Origin of the sequence: Flaviflagellibacter deserti, assembly GCF_042652085.1 — a bacterium.
GTDB lineage: Bacteria > Pseudomonadota > Alphaproteobacteria > Rhizobiales > Methylopilaceae > Flaviflagellibacter > Flaviflagellibacter deserti.
Genome location: NZ_JBHSJF010000006.1, coordinates 495,638 through 510,690, shown reverse-complemented (window position 1 = coordinate 510,690; position 15,053 = coordinate 495,638). Strand labels below are relative to the sequence as shown.

Here is a 15,053-nt window from a genome sequence, read left to right as displayed (position 1 = left end):
ACCACCCTTTGGCGTTACCGAAAAAGCCCCGGCCAAGCGGCGTTCCTTCCAAAGAGGAAGTCGCGGCCTTCATCGCTGAGCAGTCTGGCAAGGTCGGCAAGCGTGATATTGGCCGCGCCTTCGGCATCCGCGGCGGGGCGGCGAAGATCGCCCTCAAGGCGATGCTGAAGGAGCTGGAGAACGAGGGCTCGATCGACCGCCATCGCGGCCGCGTTCACAAGCCGGGCCAGATGCCGCCCGTCGTCCTCGCAGACATCACGAGCCGCACGACCGACGGCGAACTCGTCGCCGTCCCGGCCGATTGGGACGAGGAAGAACTCGGCCCGGCTCCGAAAATCCTCATCGAGCTTCCGCGCCGCGGCCGAGGCAAGCCGGAATTCGCGCCGTCCGTCGGCGACCGCGCACTGCTCCGCACCGAAAAGAGCCACGACGACGAAGGTCCCGGCCATGTCGGCCGCGTCATCAAGGTGCTATCGCGAGAAAGCCAGCGCCAGCTCGGCATCTTCCACGCCAAGCAGGGCGGAGGCGGCTGGGTCGAGTCGGTCGACAAGAAGAAGCTCGGCCGCCCGCTCGACGTCGCACCCGGCGAGGAAGGCGGCGCCAAGAACGGCGACCTCGTTTCCGTCGATATCATCAAGCAGGGCCGCTACGGCGCGCCCTCGGCCCGCGTCCGCGAGAAGCTCGGCTCGCTGAATAGCGAGAAGGCGATCAGCCTCGTCGCCATCCACACCCACAATATCCCCCACGTCTTTCCCAAGGACGTCCTGGCCGAGGCCGACGCCGCCCAGCCGGCGACGCTCAAGGGCCGCGAGGACTGGCGCAAGCTGCCACTCGTCACCATCGACCCGGCCGACGCCAAGGACCACGACGACGCCGTCCACGCCGAGCCGGACACCAGCGAATCCAACGAAGGCGGCTTTATCGTCACAGTCGCCATCGCTGACGTCGCGGCCTACATCAAACCGGGCTCCGCGCTCGACCGCGAGGCGCTGAACCGGGGCAATTCGGTCTATTTCCCGGACCGCGTCGTGCCGATGCTGCCCGAACGCATCTCGAACGATCTCTGCTCGCTTCGGCCGCTCGAAGACCGCCCGGCCATGGCTGTGCGCCTCGTCATCGGCAAGGACGGGCGCAAGAAGAGCCACACCTTCCACCGTGTGATGATGAAGTCGGCCGCAAAGCTCGCCTACCAACAGGCACAGGCGGCGATCGACGGGCGTACCGACGACATCACCGGCCCGATCCTCGAACCGGTCTTGAAGCCGCTCTGGGCTGCCTATGCGACGGTCAAGAAGGCGCGCGACGAGCGCGGCCCGCTCGACCTCGACCTGCCCGAACGCAAGATCCAGCTTGACGCCGAGGGCGCGGTCGACCGCGTCATCGTCCCGCCCCGCCTCGACGCCCACCGGTTGATCGAGGAGTTCATGATTCTCGCCAATGTCGCGGCCGCCGAGACACTGACGCAGAAAAAGATCCCGCTCGTCTTCCGCGTCCACGATGCACCGTCCATGGAGAAGCTGGCGGCGCTTCGCGAATTCCTCGAAAGCCTCGAGATCAAGCTCGCCGAAAGCGAGAACCTGAAGCCCGAGCACTTCAATCGTATCCTCAAGCGCGTGGAGGGCACCGAACACGCCCAGATCGTCAACGAGGTCGTGCTGCGCTCGCAGGCGCAGGCCGAATACGCCGCTGATAACTACGGCCATTTCGGCCTCAATCTCCGCCGCTATGCGCATTTCACCTCGCCGATCCGCCGCTATGCGGACCTCATCGTCCACCGCGCGCTGATCCGCTCGCTCGGCCTCGGCGAAGACGGCCTGCCAGAGCATTTCACCAACGAAATCATGGCCGAGATCGGCGCTGCCATTTCCGCCGCCGAGCGTCGCGCGATGGCCGCCGAGCGCGAAACGGTCGATCGCCTGATCGCCCATCACATGGCGGAGAAGATCGGCGCCACGTTCCAGGGCAAGGTCTCTGGCGTCACCCGTTCGGGCCTCTTCGTCAGCCTGTTCGATACCGGGGCATCCGGCTTCGTCCCCGCCTCCACGCTCGGTTCAGACTATTTCGTCCACGATGAACAGCAGCATGCGCTGATCGGCGAACGCACCGGCGAGGCCTATCAGCTCGGCGACGAGGTTGAGGTGAAGCTTGTCGAGGCCATTCCGGTTGCTGGCGCTTTGCGCTTCGAGGTCCTAAGTGAGGGGCGTCGAATGAAGGCGCCGGGCCGCGGCAAGCGCGGGCTCAGGCGCACCCGCGCCGCCCAGCGGCCGGGTCCGAAGCCGAAGCACAGGACACCCAGACGCCGATGAGCACTCCGGTCGCGACGGTCCCCGAGCGCGATATCACCACTGCCGCGCTACGCGGTTTGCGTCTTCGCTGTCCGAAATGCGGCGAGGGCCGGATGTTCCGCGCCTTCCTGACAGTCAACAATTACTGCCCGGTCTGTCACGAGGCGCTCTACCACCACCGCGCGGACGACGCGCCGCCCTACGTCGTCATCACCATTGTCGGCCACATCATCGTCGGCGGCATGCTTTTCGTCGAAAAGGCCTATCACCCGGAACTCTGGGTCCATGTCGTGCTCTGGATTCCGCTGACGATCGTGATGTCCTTAGCCATGCTTCCCAACATCAAGGGCACGCTGATTGGTATTCAGTGGGCGCTGAGAATGCACGGGTTCGACCCGAACTCGCCCGAGGCACTGGAGAGCCCGCGCGACGCTGAAGCAGCGAGGGGCGAGTGAAGCCCATCGGTACCGTGCTGGATTGGAATCCTGGCTTGGCCGACGCGCCCCGTCCCGCTCCCCACCCTTCCCAGCGCAAGCCGCGCGACGCGGCGACGATCATCCTGCTCGACCGCTCCGGCCCCGAGCCGAAGATTCTGTTGGGCCAACGCCATCCCGGCCTTGCCTTCATGCCGGGCGTCTACGTTTTCCCTGGCGGCCGCGTCGAAGCCAGTGACGGCCGCGCTCCGGCCGTGGGCGCCCTGCCCGCCCATGTCGAGCGGCGCTTGATGACCGCGATCGCCCGCCCGTCCGTGACCCGCGCCCGCGCCTATGCGCTGGCGGCGATCCGCGAGCTTGCGGAAGAAACCGGCCTCCTGCTCGGAGAACACTCGGATGTCGTTCCGACCGCGCCGGACTGGAAGGATTTCGGCGAGAACGGCATCGCGCCGTCACTGTCGGACATCTGGCTCGTGGCGCGCTCGATCACGCCGCCCGGTCTGCCGCGCCGCTTCGACACCCGCTTCTTCGCGGCCGATGCGTCACGTGTCATTCACATGATTGACGGATTAGTTCATGACGACGCTGAACTCGTCGACCTCAAATGGGTGACGATCGCCGAGACCGTGGATATGCCGCTGCACCAGATCACGCGTGTCATACTTTCGGAACTCGATCAGCGTATTCACGCCGGAATCGACCGGGACATCCCCGTTCCCTTCCTCAGGCCCCGCAACGGGGTCATCGTCCGCGATGAGATTTAGGGTTTAGTTTCTCCAGATGAGTGTGTTCGAGAACGACAGGCGCCGGCAGGTGCAGGCCATCGCGGCTGCGATCGCGTGCGTGGCCGTCGTCGGCATCGGCCTCAGCCTGTCCGTGCCGCTGCTCGCCTTCGCGCTGGAAGCGCGCGGCGTGTCGGGCACGATGATCGGCATCAATACCGCAATGGCTGGCATCGCCACGATCGTCGTCGCGCCGTTCATCCCACAGGCCGCCGCCAGGCTCGGTGTGCGCGGTCTGTTGATCTTCGCGCTGGTTCTCGGCGCTGCGAGCTTCATCGGCTTCTGGTACGCGAAACCGCTCTGGCTCTGGTTCCCGCTGCGCTTCCTGATGGGCGCCTCGCTGGCGGTCCTGTTCGTCCTGTCGGAATTCTGGATCAACGCCGCCGCACCGGAAAAATCGCGCGGCCTGGTCATGGGCATCTACGCGACCGTGCTGTCGCTCGGCTTCGCCGCCGGCCCGACCGTGCTGGCGATGGTCGACCGCTCGTCGATCCTGCCCTACGCCATCGGCGCCGCGCTCTTCATCGGCGGTGCGATCCCGGTCGCCTTCGCGCATGGCCTCGCACCGAAGATCGAAGGCGCCGGCCACAGCAACATCATGGTCTATCTTCTGGCCGCTCCGTCGGCCATTGCGGCCGCTTTCGTCTTCGGCGCGGTCGAGACCGGCGGCATGAGCTTCCTGCCGCTCTACGGCCTCCGCATGGGCTATGGCGACGTCGCGGCGGCACTCCTCGTCTCGATCCTCGCGCTCGGCAACGTGCTGGTGCAGATCCCGCTCGGCCTGATCAGCGACAAGGTCGACCGCCGCAAGCTGCTGCTGATCCTTGGCATTATCGGCCTGATCGGCGCATCCCTCATGCCCTTCGTCGCCCATCGCACGGAGATACTGTTCCCGATCGTCGCGATCTGGGGTGGCCTGGTCGCCGGCCTCTACACCGTCGGTCTGGCGCATCTCGGCGCACAGTTCCGCGGCGCCCAGCTCGCCGGCGCCAACGCCACTTTCATCATGCTCTACAGCCTCGGCATTCTTGCCGGCCCGCCCCTGATGGGCGTCGGTCTCGATCTCTGGAATCCGCACGGTCTGCCGATCACCATCGCGCTCCTGTTCGCGCTCTATGTTGTGATCGTCGCCATGCGGCTGACGAAACGACGCGCGGATACGATCGACCCGGAGGCCGTCGGCGAGAATCCTTGACTTGTCCGGCGCGATGAGTAGGTTGCGCCCTTCCAATTTCCCTGCGCGCATCGCGCGCGATTGAAAAAGGTTACCCCGATGGCCAAGGCCGCGATGGTGAAGATCAAGCTCGTGAGCTCGGCTGACACGGGTTTCTTCTACGTCACCAAGAAGAACGCTCGCACGATGACCGAGAAGCTCGTGCAGAAGAAGTACGATCCCGTGGCTCGCAAGCACGTCGAGTTCCGCGAAGCCAAGATCAAGTGATCTCGGCGCGATAGCGCAAAAATCAAAAAGGGCCGGTGCTGAGCACCGGCCCTTTTGTTTTGACCCAATGGAATCGTCGCTGTGGCCGGACGGGGACGGCCTCTTGTTTGAGGCCACAAGACCGTCCCCGCCGACCGGCTTCACGACACAGGAGATGCGGCGGACCTGGATCGTGAAACCAACGTTGGCCGCCCGACTGTAGGTCGTTTGGCGCGTCTGGTTCACAACCTATAGTCCGTCTCACTACGCGCAATGTGAATCAGCGCGAGGACCTCAGGTCCGTGAAATAAACCTAAAAATTTAATCTTACTTTTCGTGGTTACCAACGCTCGCCTTTCTCAGGCCGCGTCGCATTCCACCCGGTTTCTACCGCTGCGCTTCGCGCGATAAAGCGCCTGATCTGCGCGCTTCAGCACGGTATCTCCCGTGTCCCCATTCTCGCGCATCGCGATGCCGACGGAAATCGTCACGTCGAGCTGGTTCTGGCCGTGATTGATGGAGAACGGCGTCGAGGCGATCTTCTTGCGAAGCCGCTCGCCGACCATCTGCGCGGTCGCCAGATCGGTATCCGGCATCACGATCACGAATTCCTCGCCGCCGAACCGGCAGGCGAGATCGATGCCACGCACGCTCGCCCTGACGCGCACCGCGAATTCACGCAGCACTTCGTCGCCGGCGTCGTGGCCGTAATTGTCGTTGATCGGCTTGAAGAAATCGATGTCGACCATGACCACGCCGAGCGGCTTCTCGCGGCTCGCCGCCTGCTCCAGCAGCGTCTCGATATGGGTTTCCATATAGCGGCGATTGTGGAGCCCGGTCAGCGGATCGGTCAGCGCCAGTTCCATGCTCTGCAGCACGTTCATGCGCAGGCGGTCGGCATAGCGCTTGCGGCGGACCTGCGTCGCCACTCGCGCCACGATCTCGTTCTTGTCGAGGGGCCGAACCAGATAATCGTTCACACCGAGATCCAGTCCGCGCAGCACTCGCGCGGTCTCCTCAGGCTCGGAGACGATCAGCAGCGGCAGGTTGCGTGTACGCTCCAGCGAACGGACCTGGCTGCAGAGACGTAGCGCATCGAACTCGTCGAAGCCGAGGCTCACGATCATCAGGTCGTAATCGGCCTCCGACGCCCGGAACAGAGCCTCCTGCGGTGAAGTCTCGATTTCGACCTTATGGGTGTCCCGCAGGGCCGTCTGGATGCGCTCGTAGGAGGCCGCGCGGTCGTCGACGACCAGGATTTTGCCGTTCAGCCCGTTGTCGAGGATCGTCTCTATCGACACTGCGCCCATGCCGACCTGATGACCGGACACCGCGCGCATGCGCAGCTCGTCCGTCATCATCTTCAGCCGGGTCAGGCTGCGAACACGGGCAAACAGGGCGACGTCCGAGACAGGCTTGGTGAGGAAATCGTCGGCGCCGGCTTCCAGGCCGCGCACGCGGTCGGCCGGCTGGTCGAGCGCGGTCAGGATGACGATCGGGATGTGATGCGTCGCCGGGTCTTCCTTGAGCCGGCGACAGACCTCGAAGCCGTCCATGCCGGGCATCATCACGTCGAGCAGGACGATGTCGCACTGAGACCGGACGCAGGCGTCAAGCGCCTCATGCCCGTTCATCGCGGTGATGACCTCGAAATATTCCGCGGTCAGTCGCGCCTCCAGCAGCCTGACATTCGCCAGGACATCGTCAACCACCAGGACGCGGGCAGGCATTAGGCTCTTCTCTCTTCTGGATCAGGCCAGGAAATGGCGCACGGTCTCAATGAATTTCGTCACCGAGATCGGCTTGGAGAGATAGGCCTCGCAGCCACCCTCACGGATACGCTCTTCATCGCCCTTCATCGCGAAAGCGGTGATGGCGATCACCGGAATGGCGCGCAGGTCTTCGTCCTGCTTCAGCCATTTCGTTACTTCCAGCCCGGAGACTTCCGGAAGCTGGATATCCATCAGGATCAGGTCCGGCCGGTGCTGGCGCGCGAGCGCGACCGCCTCTATGCCGTTGCGACTCTGGACGGTCTTGTAGCCATTTGCTTCGAGGAGGTCGTTGAAGAGCTTCATATTGAGCTCGTTGTCCTCCACGATGAGGATGGTTTTCGCCATCGACTCACACACTCCCTGCCCGAAGAGCCATCATGACTCATCCAGTTCGGAGAAGTCGGAAATTCCTTCGTGTTGATGAAAATACTAGCATCTAATCCTTGACGAAGGACAAATGGGATCAATGAAACAAAGGGCTATCGATCACGGCACCGCGAGCGATCTCGCTGTTTCGGCTCTGGTTTTCCTGGCCCAGGATATGGAACGGCTGGGCCGTTTCCTCGCCCTGTCGGGCCTCGATCCATCGAAAATTCGAGACGCCGCGCGCGACCCGAATTTCTTGATCGGCGTGCTCGATTACGTGCTCGCCGACGAGGGCCTGCTGATCGCCTTCACAGCCGAAGCCGGCATCCGGCCGGACATGGTCGCCGAAGCCAAAACGACCCTCGCGGGTCCGACCCAGCACTGATGGCCGCCGCGCCGGGCTTCTGCCGCGATTGCCTTACCGAAGCCGGTGATGGACCCCGCTGCACGGCCTGCGGCAGCCCTCGCCTCGCCCGTCACGCCGAGATCAACCAGCTCACGGTCTCGCACATCGATTGCGACGCCTTCTTCGCGACTATCGAGAAGCGCGACAATCCGGACATCCGCGATAAGCCCGTCATCGTCGGCGGAGCCAAGCGCGGTGTCGTCTCGACCGCCTGCTACATCGCGCGCATCAACGGCGTCCACTCGGCAATGCCGATGTTCAAAGCGCTGAAGCTCTGTCCCGAAGCCGTGGTGGTGAAGCCGAACCACGCCAAATATTCCGCCGTCGGCCGCGAGGTCCGCGCGCTGATGCGCGAGCTGACGCCCCTTGTGGAACCAGTCTCGATCGACGAGGCCTTCCTCGATTTGGCCGGCACCGAACGGGTGCACGGAATGCCGCCTGCCCGTGTCCTCGCCCGCTTCGCACGCCGCGTCGAGGAAGAACTCGGCATCACGGTTTCAGTTGGTCTCGCGCCGAACAAGTTCCTCGCCAAGATCGCGTCCGACCTCGAAAAGCCGCGCGGCTTCGCCATCATCGGACGGGCCGATGCCCGGGACTTCCTTCACGACAAGCCGATTACCATCATCCCCGGCATCGGCCCGGCCGCGCGCATCCGCATGGAGAAGAAGGGCATCCGCACAGTCGGCGACGTCAGGCGTTTCACTCCGCGGGAGATCGGGGAGCTGTACGGTGCCTACGGCCTGTCGCTCTGGAACTTGGCCCATGGCGAAGACAATCGCCGGGTGAAGCCCGAGCGGGAAACGAAGAGCGTCAGCGCCGAGACCACGTTCAACGAAGACATCTCGGACCGCGAACAGCTCGAGGCGATCCTCTGGACGTTGTCGGAACGCGTCGCAACCCGCCTCAAGGCGTCCGAGTTCGCCGGCTCGCGCATCACTCTGAAGCTGAAAAGCCCGGACTTCAAAAGCCGCACGCGCACCCGCACACTCGACAGTCCGACTCGCCTTGCCGGCCGCATTTTCGAGACCGGCCGGGAACTCCTGAAGAACGAAGCCAGAGGTGAGCGCTTCCGCCTCATCGGCATCGGCGTCGAGGAGCTCTGCCCCATCGCCGAAGCCGACCCGCCGAGCCTCCTCGACCCGAACCTGAAACGCCGCATCGCGGCGGAAGCCGCGGTCGACAAGCTGAAGGGGAAGTTCGGGGCCGACGCCGTCAAACGCGGGATTGTGTTCAAGCGTTGATTTCCCTCTCCTGCGAAGCGGGAGAGGGTCCAGAGCGCGTCAGCGCTCCGGGGTGAAGGCAAGCACGATGCTCATTGCTGCCATCATGCCCTCACCCGCTCGCTTCGCGAGTCGACCTCTCTCGTAAACGGGAGAGGGAAACAATCAGTGCTTCACCGGGCAGTCGTCTGCCGCCAGCTTCTCCAGTCCAACAAGCTTCCCGGCGACGACGAACGTCCCGTAGTCGAGCCGCAGCGCCCGCGAAATCCCGTTCTCGTAGACTTCGGCCGCGAAGATGAACTTCGGCGTCTGCTCACCTTCGGTCGACGGCTTCTGGTCGAAATAACTCACCGAGATCGGCCAACGCGGCAGCTTGTCGAGGCCGGCAGGCGCGGTGAGTGCGTCCGGGTTGGTCTCTCCAGGCTGCTGGACGGCGCCGATCATTGTCAGCGAGGGGCTCGCCGCGTCGCCGGGCTCACCGCCGTCATAGACATCGGCCTGGAGCGAGAAATCGTCGTTGCGGGCGGCCGCGAGAATCCGCCGCAGATGCTGGGTCGGAAACAGGACCGAGGCCGGCAGCGACACTTCTCTGGGCGCGGGGTCCTGGATGGTCACGCGAATCGAGCCGTCGGTCAGTCGCTCGGCCAGACCGCCCATCTTGGTCGCCGGCCCTCCGGCGACCTGGCTGGTCGAAGTGAACGAGAACGTCTTCGCCTCGTCGTCCTCGACAGTCGAGGAGCGGAAATCGATCACGCCCCCTTTTCCTTCATCGCCGCCGGCGACCGACAATACCTGCCGGTAGTTCAGCGTGAACGAGTGGCAGCCTGTCCGCGTGAACTCATAGACCAGCCGCCCGCTCGCCTGCTTCACGCCCGAGCGGTCGCGGCTTTCGAGCAGCGACAGGTCATAGATCGCGCGATGCGGCGCCAGCACGTCGGGCGGAATGATCGGCGCGGCATCCAGCGCATTCGCCGAGCAAGCGAGGGCGACTGCCGCCGCGAGCACGCGGCCAGCAGAGCCTGCAAGCCGGACTCCGTACAAACGGGGCATACAGCCCTCCCCAAAGATCGGTCGGGACGATAAACGGCCCATCGCGCCCGGGCAATGCGTAGGCGCCAACCGGTCTTAAGGTGGAACACTGCTCGTGACCGGCGGTTCCGTCTTGCGGTCGGCTCTGTTCTCGGCGATGACCGGCGTGATTTCCGGAGACCCATCATGGCTGGACAGACAGACGCACGCCTCGCCGAACTCGGCATCACGCTTCCCACTCCGACGCCGCCCGTCGCCAACTATGTTCCGGCCGTCATCACCGGCAACCAGCTCTTCATCTCAGGCCAGTTGCCGATGGTCGACGGCAAGCCCAGCGTGACGGGCCAACTCGGCGCGGGCACCGACGCGGACGCCGCGAAGGAAGCCGCCAAGCTCTGCGCCATCAATGTCCTGGCCCAGGCCAAGACCGCGCTCGGCGGCGATCTCGACCGCGTCGTGCGTCTCGTGAAGGTGGTCGGCTTCGTCGCCTCGGCGCCGTCGTTCACCGAGCAGCCGAAGATCGTCAACGGCGCGTCCGACTTTTTCGTCGAAGCGCTCGGAGACCGCGGCCGCCATGCCCGGTCGGCGGTCGGCGTCGCAGCCCTTCCCTTCGGCGCATCGGTGGAAGTCGAGGCGATCTTCGAGATCGCATGACGAGCGCGCTCGACCGGCTCTTCGCGCATCCGATAGCTCATCGCGGCCTGCATGACCGCGCCTCGGGCGTCATCGAGAACTCGGCCGACGCGGTCCGCCGCGCGGTCGAGGCCGGTTATGGCTTCGAGGTCGACGTCCAGGTGACTGCGGACGGCGAGGCCGTCGTCTTTCACGACCACACCCTCGACCGGCTGACATCCGGGAAGGGTCCGGTCGCTGGCCGGACCGCCGCCGATCTCTGCCAGATTCCGCTGCTGGACAGCGCTTGCATGGACCGCATCTGGCGGCTCGCCGATCTCCTCGCCCTCGTCGGCGGCCGCGCGCCTTTCGTCATAGAGATGAAGTCGGCGCCGAACAGCGACAGCAAGGCGCTCGCCCGCCGCACCGCCGAACTGCTCTCGGCATATAAAGGCCCTTGCGCCGCGAAGAGCTTCGACCCGCGCATGGTCGCCGAATTCCGCCGCGCCGCACCCAAGGTTCCGCGCGGCGTCGTCGCCTGCGCCTTCAGCGGCAACGATCCGGACTGGCAGACCATGTCGGCCGCTCGCCGATTCGCCGCCCGCAACCTGCTGCATTGGCCGATGACGCGACCGCATTTCATCTCCTTCGGCGTCCGTGACCTGCCGAGCCCGGCTATCAGCTTCTTCCGCAAGGTGGCCGACGTGCCGGTCATGACCTGGACGGTCCGCACCCCGCAGGACCAGGCACGCGCGGTCCTCTACGCCGACCAGATGATCTTCGAAGGCTTCATTCCTTAGTTTAGAAAGGCTGAGACGCCGTGCCGCTTGGCGTCGGCGCTGACGTCACTAGATTGGTGCGATGTCCGACGCCGCCACGACGCGCGAGAAATTCCGCGTCAATCTCATGCCCTCGATGACCGCCATCGAGCCGCTGGCCTGGAACGCCTGCGCCAACCCGCTGGAATTCCCGACCGGCGCGGTTGATTCGGCATGTGAAGTTCCGGTCTATAACCCGTTCACCTCGCACGAATTCCTGCTCGCGCTGGAACAGTCGAAATCGGCCGTCCGCGAGACCGGCTGGACCGCCGCCCACCTCGCGGTGGAGAACGCGAAGGGCGAGCTAATCGGCGTCGCGCCGATGTATGCGAAAACCCACAGCCAGGGCGAATACGTCTTCGATCACGGCTTCGCCGACGCCTATGAGCGTGCGGGCGGCGACTACTATCCCAAGCTTCAGGCCGCAGTGCCGTTCACGCCCGCGACCGGCCGCCGCTTCCTCGTCCGCCCGGGCCCGGACGCGGAACAGGCACGCGTCGCGCTCGCGCAGGGCATGGCCGGGCTGATGCGCCAGATCGAAGCCTCCTCGGTGCACATCACCTTCATGACCGAGGAAGAGCAGCGCGCCGTCGTGAAAGCCGGACTCGGCTTCCTGCCGCGCACCGACATCCAGTTCCACTGGGAGAACGAGGGCTTCGCCAGCTTCGACGACTTCCTCGCCTCGCTCGCTTCCCGCAGGCGCAAGGTGCTGAAACGCGAGCGGCGCGATGCGCTGGCCGGCGGCGAGCTCGACATCCGCTGGATCACCGGCAAGGACATCACCGAGGCCCATTGGGACGCGTTCTGGCAGTTCTATCAGGACACCGGCTCCCGCAAATGGGGCACGCCCTACCTCACCCGTTCCTTCTTCAGCATGGTCGGCCAGACCATGGCCGACCGCATCCTCCTCGTCTTCGCCTATCGCTGCGGAAAGCCGGTCGCCGGCGCGCTGAATTTCATCGGCGGCGATACGCTTTACGGCCGCTATTGGGGTTCGATCGAGGAGCACCCCTTCCTGCATTTCGAGGTTTGCTATTATCAGGCGATCGACTTCGCCCTGGCCAACGGCCTCAAGCGCGTCGAGGCCGGCGCACAGGGCGGCCACAAGCTCGCCCGCGGCTACCGCCCAGCCCTCACCTTTTCCGCCCACGCCTTCGCCCATCCGGGCCTGTCGCGCGCCGTCGAGGACTATCTGAAGCGCGAAAGGCGCGAAATACTCGCCGCCCAGGAAGATTTGGACGAAGAAACGCCATTTAAGGCCGCTACGGCCCAACAAGAATGACCTTCGGAGGAATGATGCCCGCTTACGATCCCAACAACGTTTTCGCCAAGATCCTCTCGGGCGAAGTGCCATCCTACAAGGTCTATGAGGACGACCGGGCACTCGCTTTCATGGACGTCATGCCCCGCGCCGACGGCCATGTCCTCGTCGTCCCGAAGAACCCGGCCCGCAACATCTTCGACGTCGCGCCGGAAGACCTGGGCTACGTCATGGGCGTGGTCCAGATGGTCAGCCGCGCGGTCCGCAGCGCGATGAATGCCGATGGCCTGACCATCCAGCAGTTCAACGAGGAAGCAGGCGGACAGGTCGTCTTCCACCTCCACTTCCACGTCCTCCCCCGCCACGCCGGCCAGCCGCTGCGTCCGCATACGGGCGAGTTCGAGAAGCAGGAGATTCTGGAGGCAAACGCCGCCCGGATCAGGGCGGCGCTGGGACGGTGATATCCGTCGTGCCAAGTCCCCGGGATTATGGCGCCTCCGCGGCCATTTGCTCGAGCACGGCATGCGCCGCGGTGATGCGGGCCGGAATCGGGAAATTCCTGTTCGCCAGCATCACGATGCCGATCTTTTTCTCAGGCACGAAAGCGACATAGGCGCCGAATCCGTTCGTGGAGCCGGTCTTGTTGAACAAAGTCGGCGCGGACGGAGTCTGCGGCGGGTTGAGCCGCATCGCCGCGTTGGGCTCCATGGCCATCGTGAGAGAGTTGCCGGCCAATAAGCGGTCCAATGCGACCGGATAAGGGTACTGCTCCCAGCCGAGCCCCTGCACCATCTCGCCGACCCTGAAATAGCCGATATGCGTGCCTTCGACGGCGATCCTTATCGGCGCATCGAGAGTCTCCGGCCGGATATTGGCCTCGACGAAACGGATCATGTCTGTGACCGTGGACTTGATGCCGTAAGCCTCCGCATCAAAGACGCCGGGGCTCACCCGTATCGGCTTGTTCGCCTTGTTGTAGCCCCAGGCATAATTCGCCATCTCCGCTTCGGGTACGCGGATGTAGCTGTGGCCGAGGCCGAGCTTGGGGAACAGGTCGGTTTCGATCAGGTCGGCGAATCCGCCGTTCATCGCCAGGCCGGTGACATGTCCGAGCAGACCGATGCTGGGGTTGGAATACTGCCGCTGCGCGCCCGGACTGACGGACGGTCTCCATTGCTGGAAATAGGTCGCCATCTCGGCCCCATTCGTGACGGAGTTGGGGAACTGCAGTGGCAGCCCGCCCGAGGTATAGGTTCCGAGATTGAGCAAGCTGGCCTCATCCAGGGCGCTCTCGCGTAATTGCGGCATATACTTCCCAGGACGATCGTCGAGCGAAACCTTGCCGAGCGCCTGAGCGTAGGAAGCCAGAGTGGCGGTGAATGTCTTGCTGACGGAGCCGATCTCGAAGAGCGTATCCTTCGTCACGGGCACGTTCTTCTCTTTCGAGGCGACTCCGTAGCTGAAGAAATATCGCCGGCCGTCGACCGTCACGGCCACGGCGATTCCGGGCACATCATATTCCTTCAGAAGCGGACGGAAGGCGCGCTCGACGGCTGCCGTGATTACGCCGGGACTGTCGGCAGCCCGGATCGGGGTCGAGGGCAGGCAGGAGGCAATGGCTAGGATAAATGGCGTGACCGCCCGTGCGATAGCAGCCAATTCGCTTCCTCTTTCATCAGAATGGCGTTGCGGCGCAACGCCATATCCGAGAAGCGAGGCCAATGCACGGCCGGTCTAGGATCAGGGCAGCGATGGGGCGGTAACTTCGCCGTCGGCTTTAACTGATCCCAGATCAACCCGCATTCGCGAACGACGATATACGGTCGTTCCAACCAACCTGCGATAGGAAAGGAAGCCAATTGCCACCCACATGAGCCCCGGCGAGCAAGCAGTCGCCCTGAAAGTTTATGTGATCCCAGAACTGGCAATAGCTACGCGATATGCCAATGAATGAAATCTTGTCATTCCATGTCGACCACGGCCAGCTCAGGTAGACATCGGTCAAATCGAAATACGCGCGCCCCGGCTCTAACGTGAGTGTCTCTCCTACCCACAAGCCCGCAGGGTCTTCGGGACCTATTACACCAGTGAGCTCATGCTCGCCCACCTGAATACTCCGAGGATAATGCGCTGGGATTGAACGCGTTGAGTCATCTGATCCATTCCGGAACGAATGGATTAAGCCACTAACGGTCCTCGCCTCGATCCAGCTTCTCACCGCCTGGATATCGTCAACGATATCCAGCTGGACACTACCATCCGGCCCAGCCGACGGCACATACGCGATAGCCTTGCCATCGAAGCGACGTATCTCTGATGGCTCGTGCAGCTTCCCGCTCCAACGAAAGGGAATCTGCGGCACCGCATGCTCAAGAGAAGCCTCTAACCCGTCCAAAGGCGGACGGCGCAGAGATCTAAGATCAATCGGCGCGGGTTGGCGCAAATCGCCCCCGGACCTCCTCACACGTTCGAGCAGGCGCTCCGAAAGATCATCCAGAGAACGGATACCAACTTCTTCAAGCGATGCGCGAACATCAGCGGGGGACACATCGTTCGGCCGACCGCTTGCAATCGCATCCAGCATTCGATGCAAGGCAGAGTTGGACAATTCCTGCATAGCCGCCTCCTCTGAAGACGTCAGATCAAAG

At 64.0% G+C, this 15,053-nt stretch carries 16 protein-coding genes; 11 read left to right on the top strand and 5 right to left on the bottom strand.

Annotation, left to right across the window (positions count from 1 at the left end; genetic code table 11):
- Positions 1-8: 8 nt before the first annotated feature.
- From rnr to rpmG, 5 genes are all read left to right on the top strand, one after another.
- Positions 9-2,306: a ribonuclease R gene (gene rnr, locus ACFPFW_RS09455; protein ID WP_114955846.1), complete on the top strand. Its 2,298-nt coding sequence runs from the start codon at positions 9-11 to the stop codon at positions 2,304-2,306.
- Complete coding sequence (locus ACFPFW_RS09450) at positions 2,303-2,740, top strand: DUF983 domain-containing protein (RefSeq protein ID WP_114955847.1); 438 nt, start codon at positions 2,303-2,305, stop codon at positions 2,738-2,740. Before rnr ends, ACFPFW_RS09450 begins: the two co-directional genes overlap by 4 nt.
- Positions 2,737-3,483, top strand: a complete 747-nt coding sequence (locus tag ACFPFW_RS09445) for an NUDIX hydrolase (RefSeq protein WP_379770427.1) — start codon at positions 2,737-2,739, stop codon at positions 3,481-3,483. Before ACFPFW_RS09450 ends, ACFPFW_RS09445 begins: the two co-directional genes overlap by 4 nt.
- Before the next feature lie 16 nt (positions 3,484-3,499).
- Positions 3,500-4,696 carry an MFS transporter gene (locus tag ACFPFW_RS09440; protein WP_114955848.1) on the top strand — a complete coding sequence of 399 codons (1,197 nt, stop codon included), beginning with the start codon at positions 3,500-3,502 and terminating at the stop codon, positions 4,694-4,696.
- A 78-nt stretch (positions 4,697-4,774) separates the two neighbouring features.
- Positions 4,775-4,942, top strand: a complete 168-nt coding sequence (gene rpmG / locus ACFPFW_RS09435; protein WP_114955849.1) for a 50S ribosomal protein L33 — start codon at positions 4,775-4,777, stop codon at positions 4,940-4,942.
- Between the two features lie 338 nt (positions 4,943-5,280).
- Here the strand turns inward: rpmG and ACFPFW_RS09430 are convergent, their stop codons facing one another.
- Both ACFPFW_RS09430 and ACFPFW_RS09425 read right to left on the bottom strand, forming a co-directional pair.
- On the bottom strand, positions 5,281-6,651 hold the full coding sequence (locus ACFPFW_RS09430) for a PleD family two-component system response regulator (RefSeq protein ID WP_114955850.1): 1,371 nt from the start codon (positions 6,649-6,651) through the stop codon (positions 5,281-5,283).
- A 21-nt stretch (positions 6,652-6,672) separates the two neighbouring features.
- On the bottom strand, positions 6,673-7,038 hold the full coding sequence (locus tag ACFPFW_RS09425) for a response regulator (protein WP_114955851.1): 366 nt from the start codon (positions 7,036-7,038) through the stop codon (positions 6,673-6,675).
- Positions 7,039-7,159: 121 nt separating this feature from the next.
- Here ACFPFW_RS09425 and ACFPFW_RS09420 point away from each other — a divergent pair, with 121 nt between their 5' ends.
- Complete coding sequence (locus ACFPFW_RS09420) at positions 7,160-7,444, top strand: DUF3572 domain-containing protein (RefSeq protein WP_114955944.1); 285 nt, start codon at positions 7,160-7,162, stop codon at positions 7,442-7,444.
- On the top strand, positions 7,444-8,706 hold the full coding sequence (locus tag ACFPFW_RS09415) for a DNA polymerase IV (protein ID WP_114955852.1): 1,263 nt from the start codon (positions 7,444-7,446) through the stop codon (positions 8,704-8,706). Before ACFPFW_RS09420 ends, ACFPFW_RS09415 begins: the two co-directional genes overlap by 1 nt.
- Before the next feature lie 144 nt (positions 8,707-8,850).
- Here the strand turns inward: ACFPFW_RS09415 and ACFPFW_RS09410 are convergent, their stop codons facing one another.
- A complete protein-coding gene (locus tag ACFPFW_RS09410) occupies positions 8,851-9,735 on the bottom strand; it encodes an EipB family protein (protein ID WP_162799592.1) in 885 nt (294 codons plus the stop codon).
- A gap of 165 nt (positions 9,736-9,900) precedes the next feature.
- Here ACFPFW_RS09410 and ACFPFW_RS09405 point away from each other — a divergent pair, with 165 nt between their 5' ends.
- The 4 genes from ACFPFW_RS09405 to ACFPFW_RS09390 all read left to right on the top strand — a co-directional run bounded on the left by ACFPFW_RS09405 (position 9,901) and on the right by ACFPFW_RS09390 (position 12,866).
- The gene (locus ACFPFW_RS09405; RefSeq protein ID WP_114955854.1) at positions 9,901-10,368 is read left to right on the top strand and encodes a RidA family protein; all 468 of its coding nucleotides are present in this window, start codon (positions 9,901-9,903) and stop codon (positions 10,366-10,368) included.
- Positions 10,365-11,126, top strand: coding sequence for a glycerophosphodiester phosphodiesterase family protein (locus tag ACFPFW_RS09400; protein WP_114955855.1), 762 nt, complete (start codon positions 10,365-10,367; stop codon positions 11,124-11,126). The genes ACFPFW_RS09405 and ACFPFW_RS09400 overlap by 4 nt, the downstream gene beginning before the upstream one ends.
- Before the next feature lie 61 nt (positions 11,127-11,187).
- Positions 11,188-12,426 (top strand): GNAT family N-acetyltransferase, encoded by a 1,239-nt coding sequence (locus ACFPFW_RS09395; protein WP_379770419.1) that lies wholly within the window; start codon positions 11,188-11,190, stop codon positions 12,424-12,426.
- A 14-nt stretch (positions 12,427-12,440) separates the two neighbouring features.
- Positions 12,441-12,866, top strand: coding sequence for an HIT family protein (locus tag ACFPFW_RS09390; RefSeq protein WP_114955946.1), 426 nt, complete (start codon positions 12,441-12,443; stop codon positions 12,864-12,866).
- A gap of 25 nt (positions 12,867-12,891) precedes the next feature.
- Here the strand turns inward: ACFPFW_RS09390 and ampC are convergent, their stop codons facing one another.
- Positions 12,892-14,055, bottom strand: a complete 1,164-nt coding sequence (gene ampC, locus ACFPFW_RS09385) for a class C beta-lactamase (RefSeq protein ID WP_379771451.1) — start codon at positions 14,053-14,055, stop codon at positions 12,892-12,894.
- Positions 14,056-14,197: 142 nt separating this feature from the next.
- Complete coding sequence (locus ACFPFW_RS09380) at positions 14,198-15,022, bottom strand: hypothetical protein (protein ID WP_114955857.1); 825 nt, start codon at positions 15,020-15,022, stop codon at positions 14,198-14,200.
- Positions 15,023-15,053 lie beyond the last annotated feature (31 nt).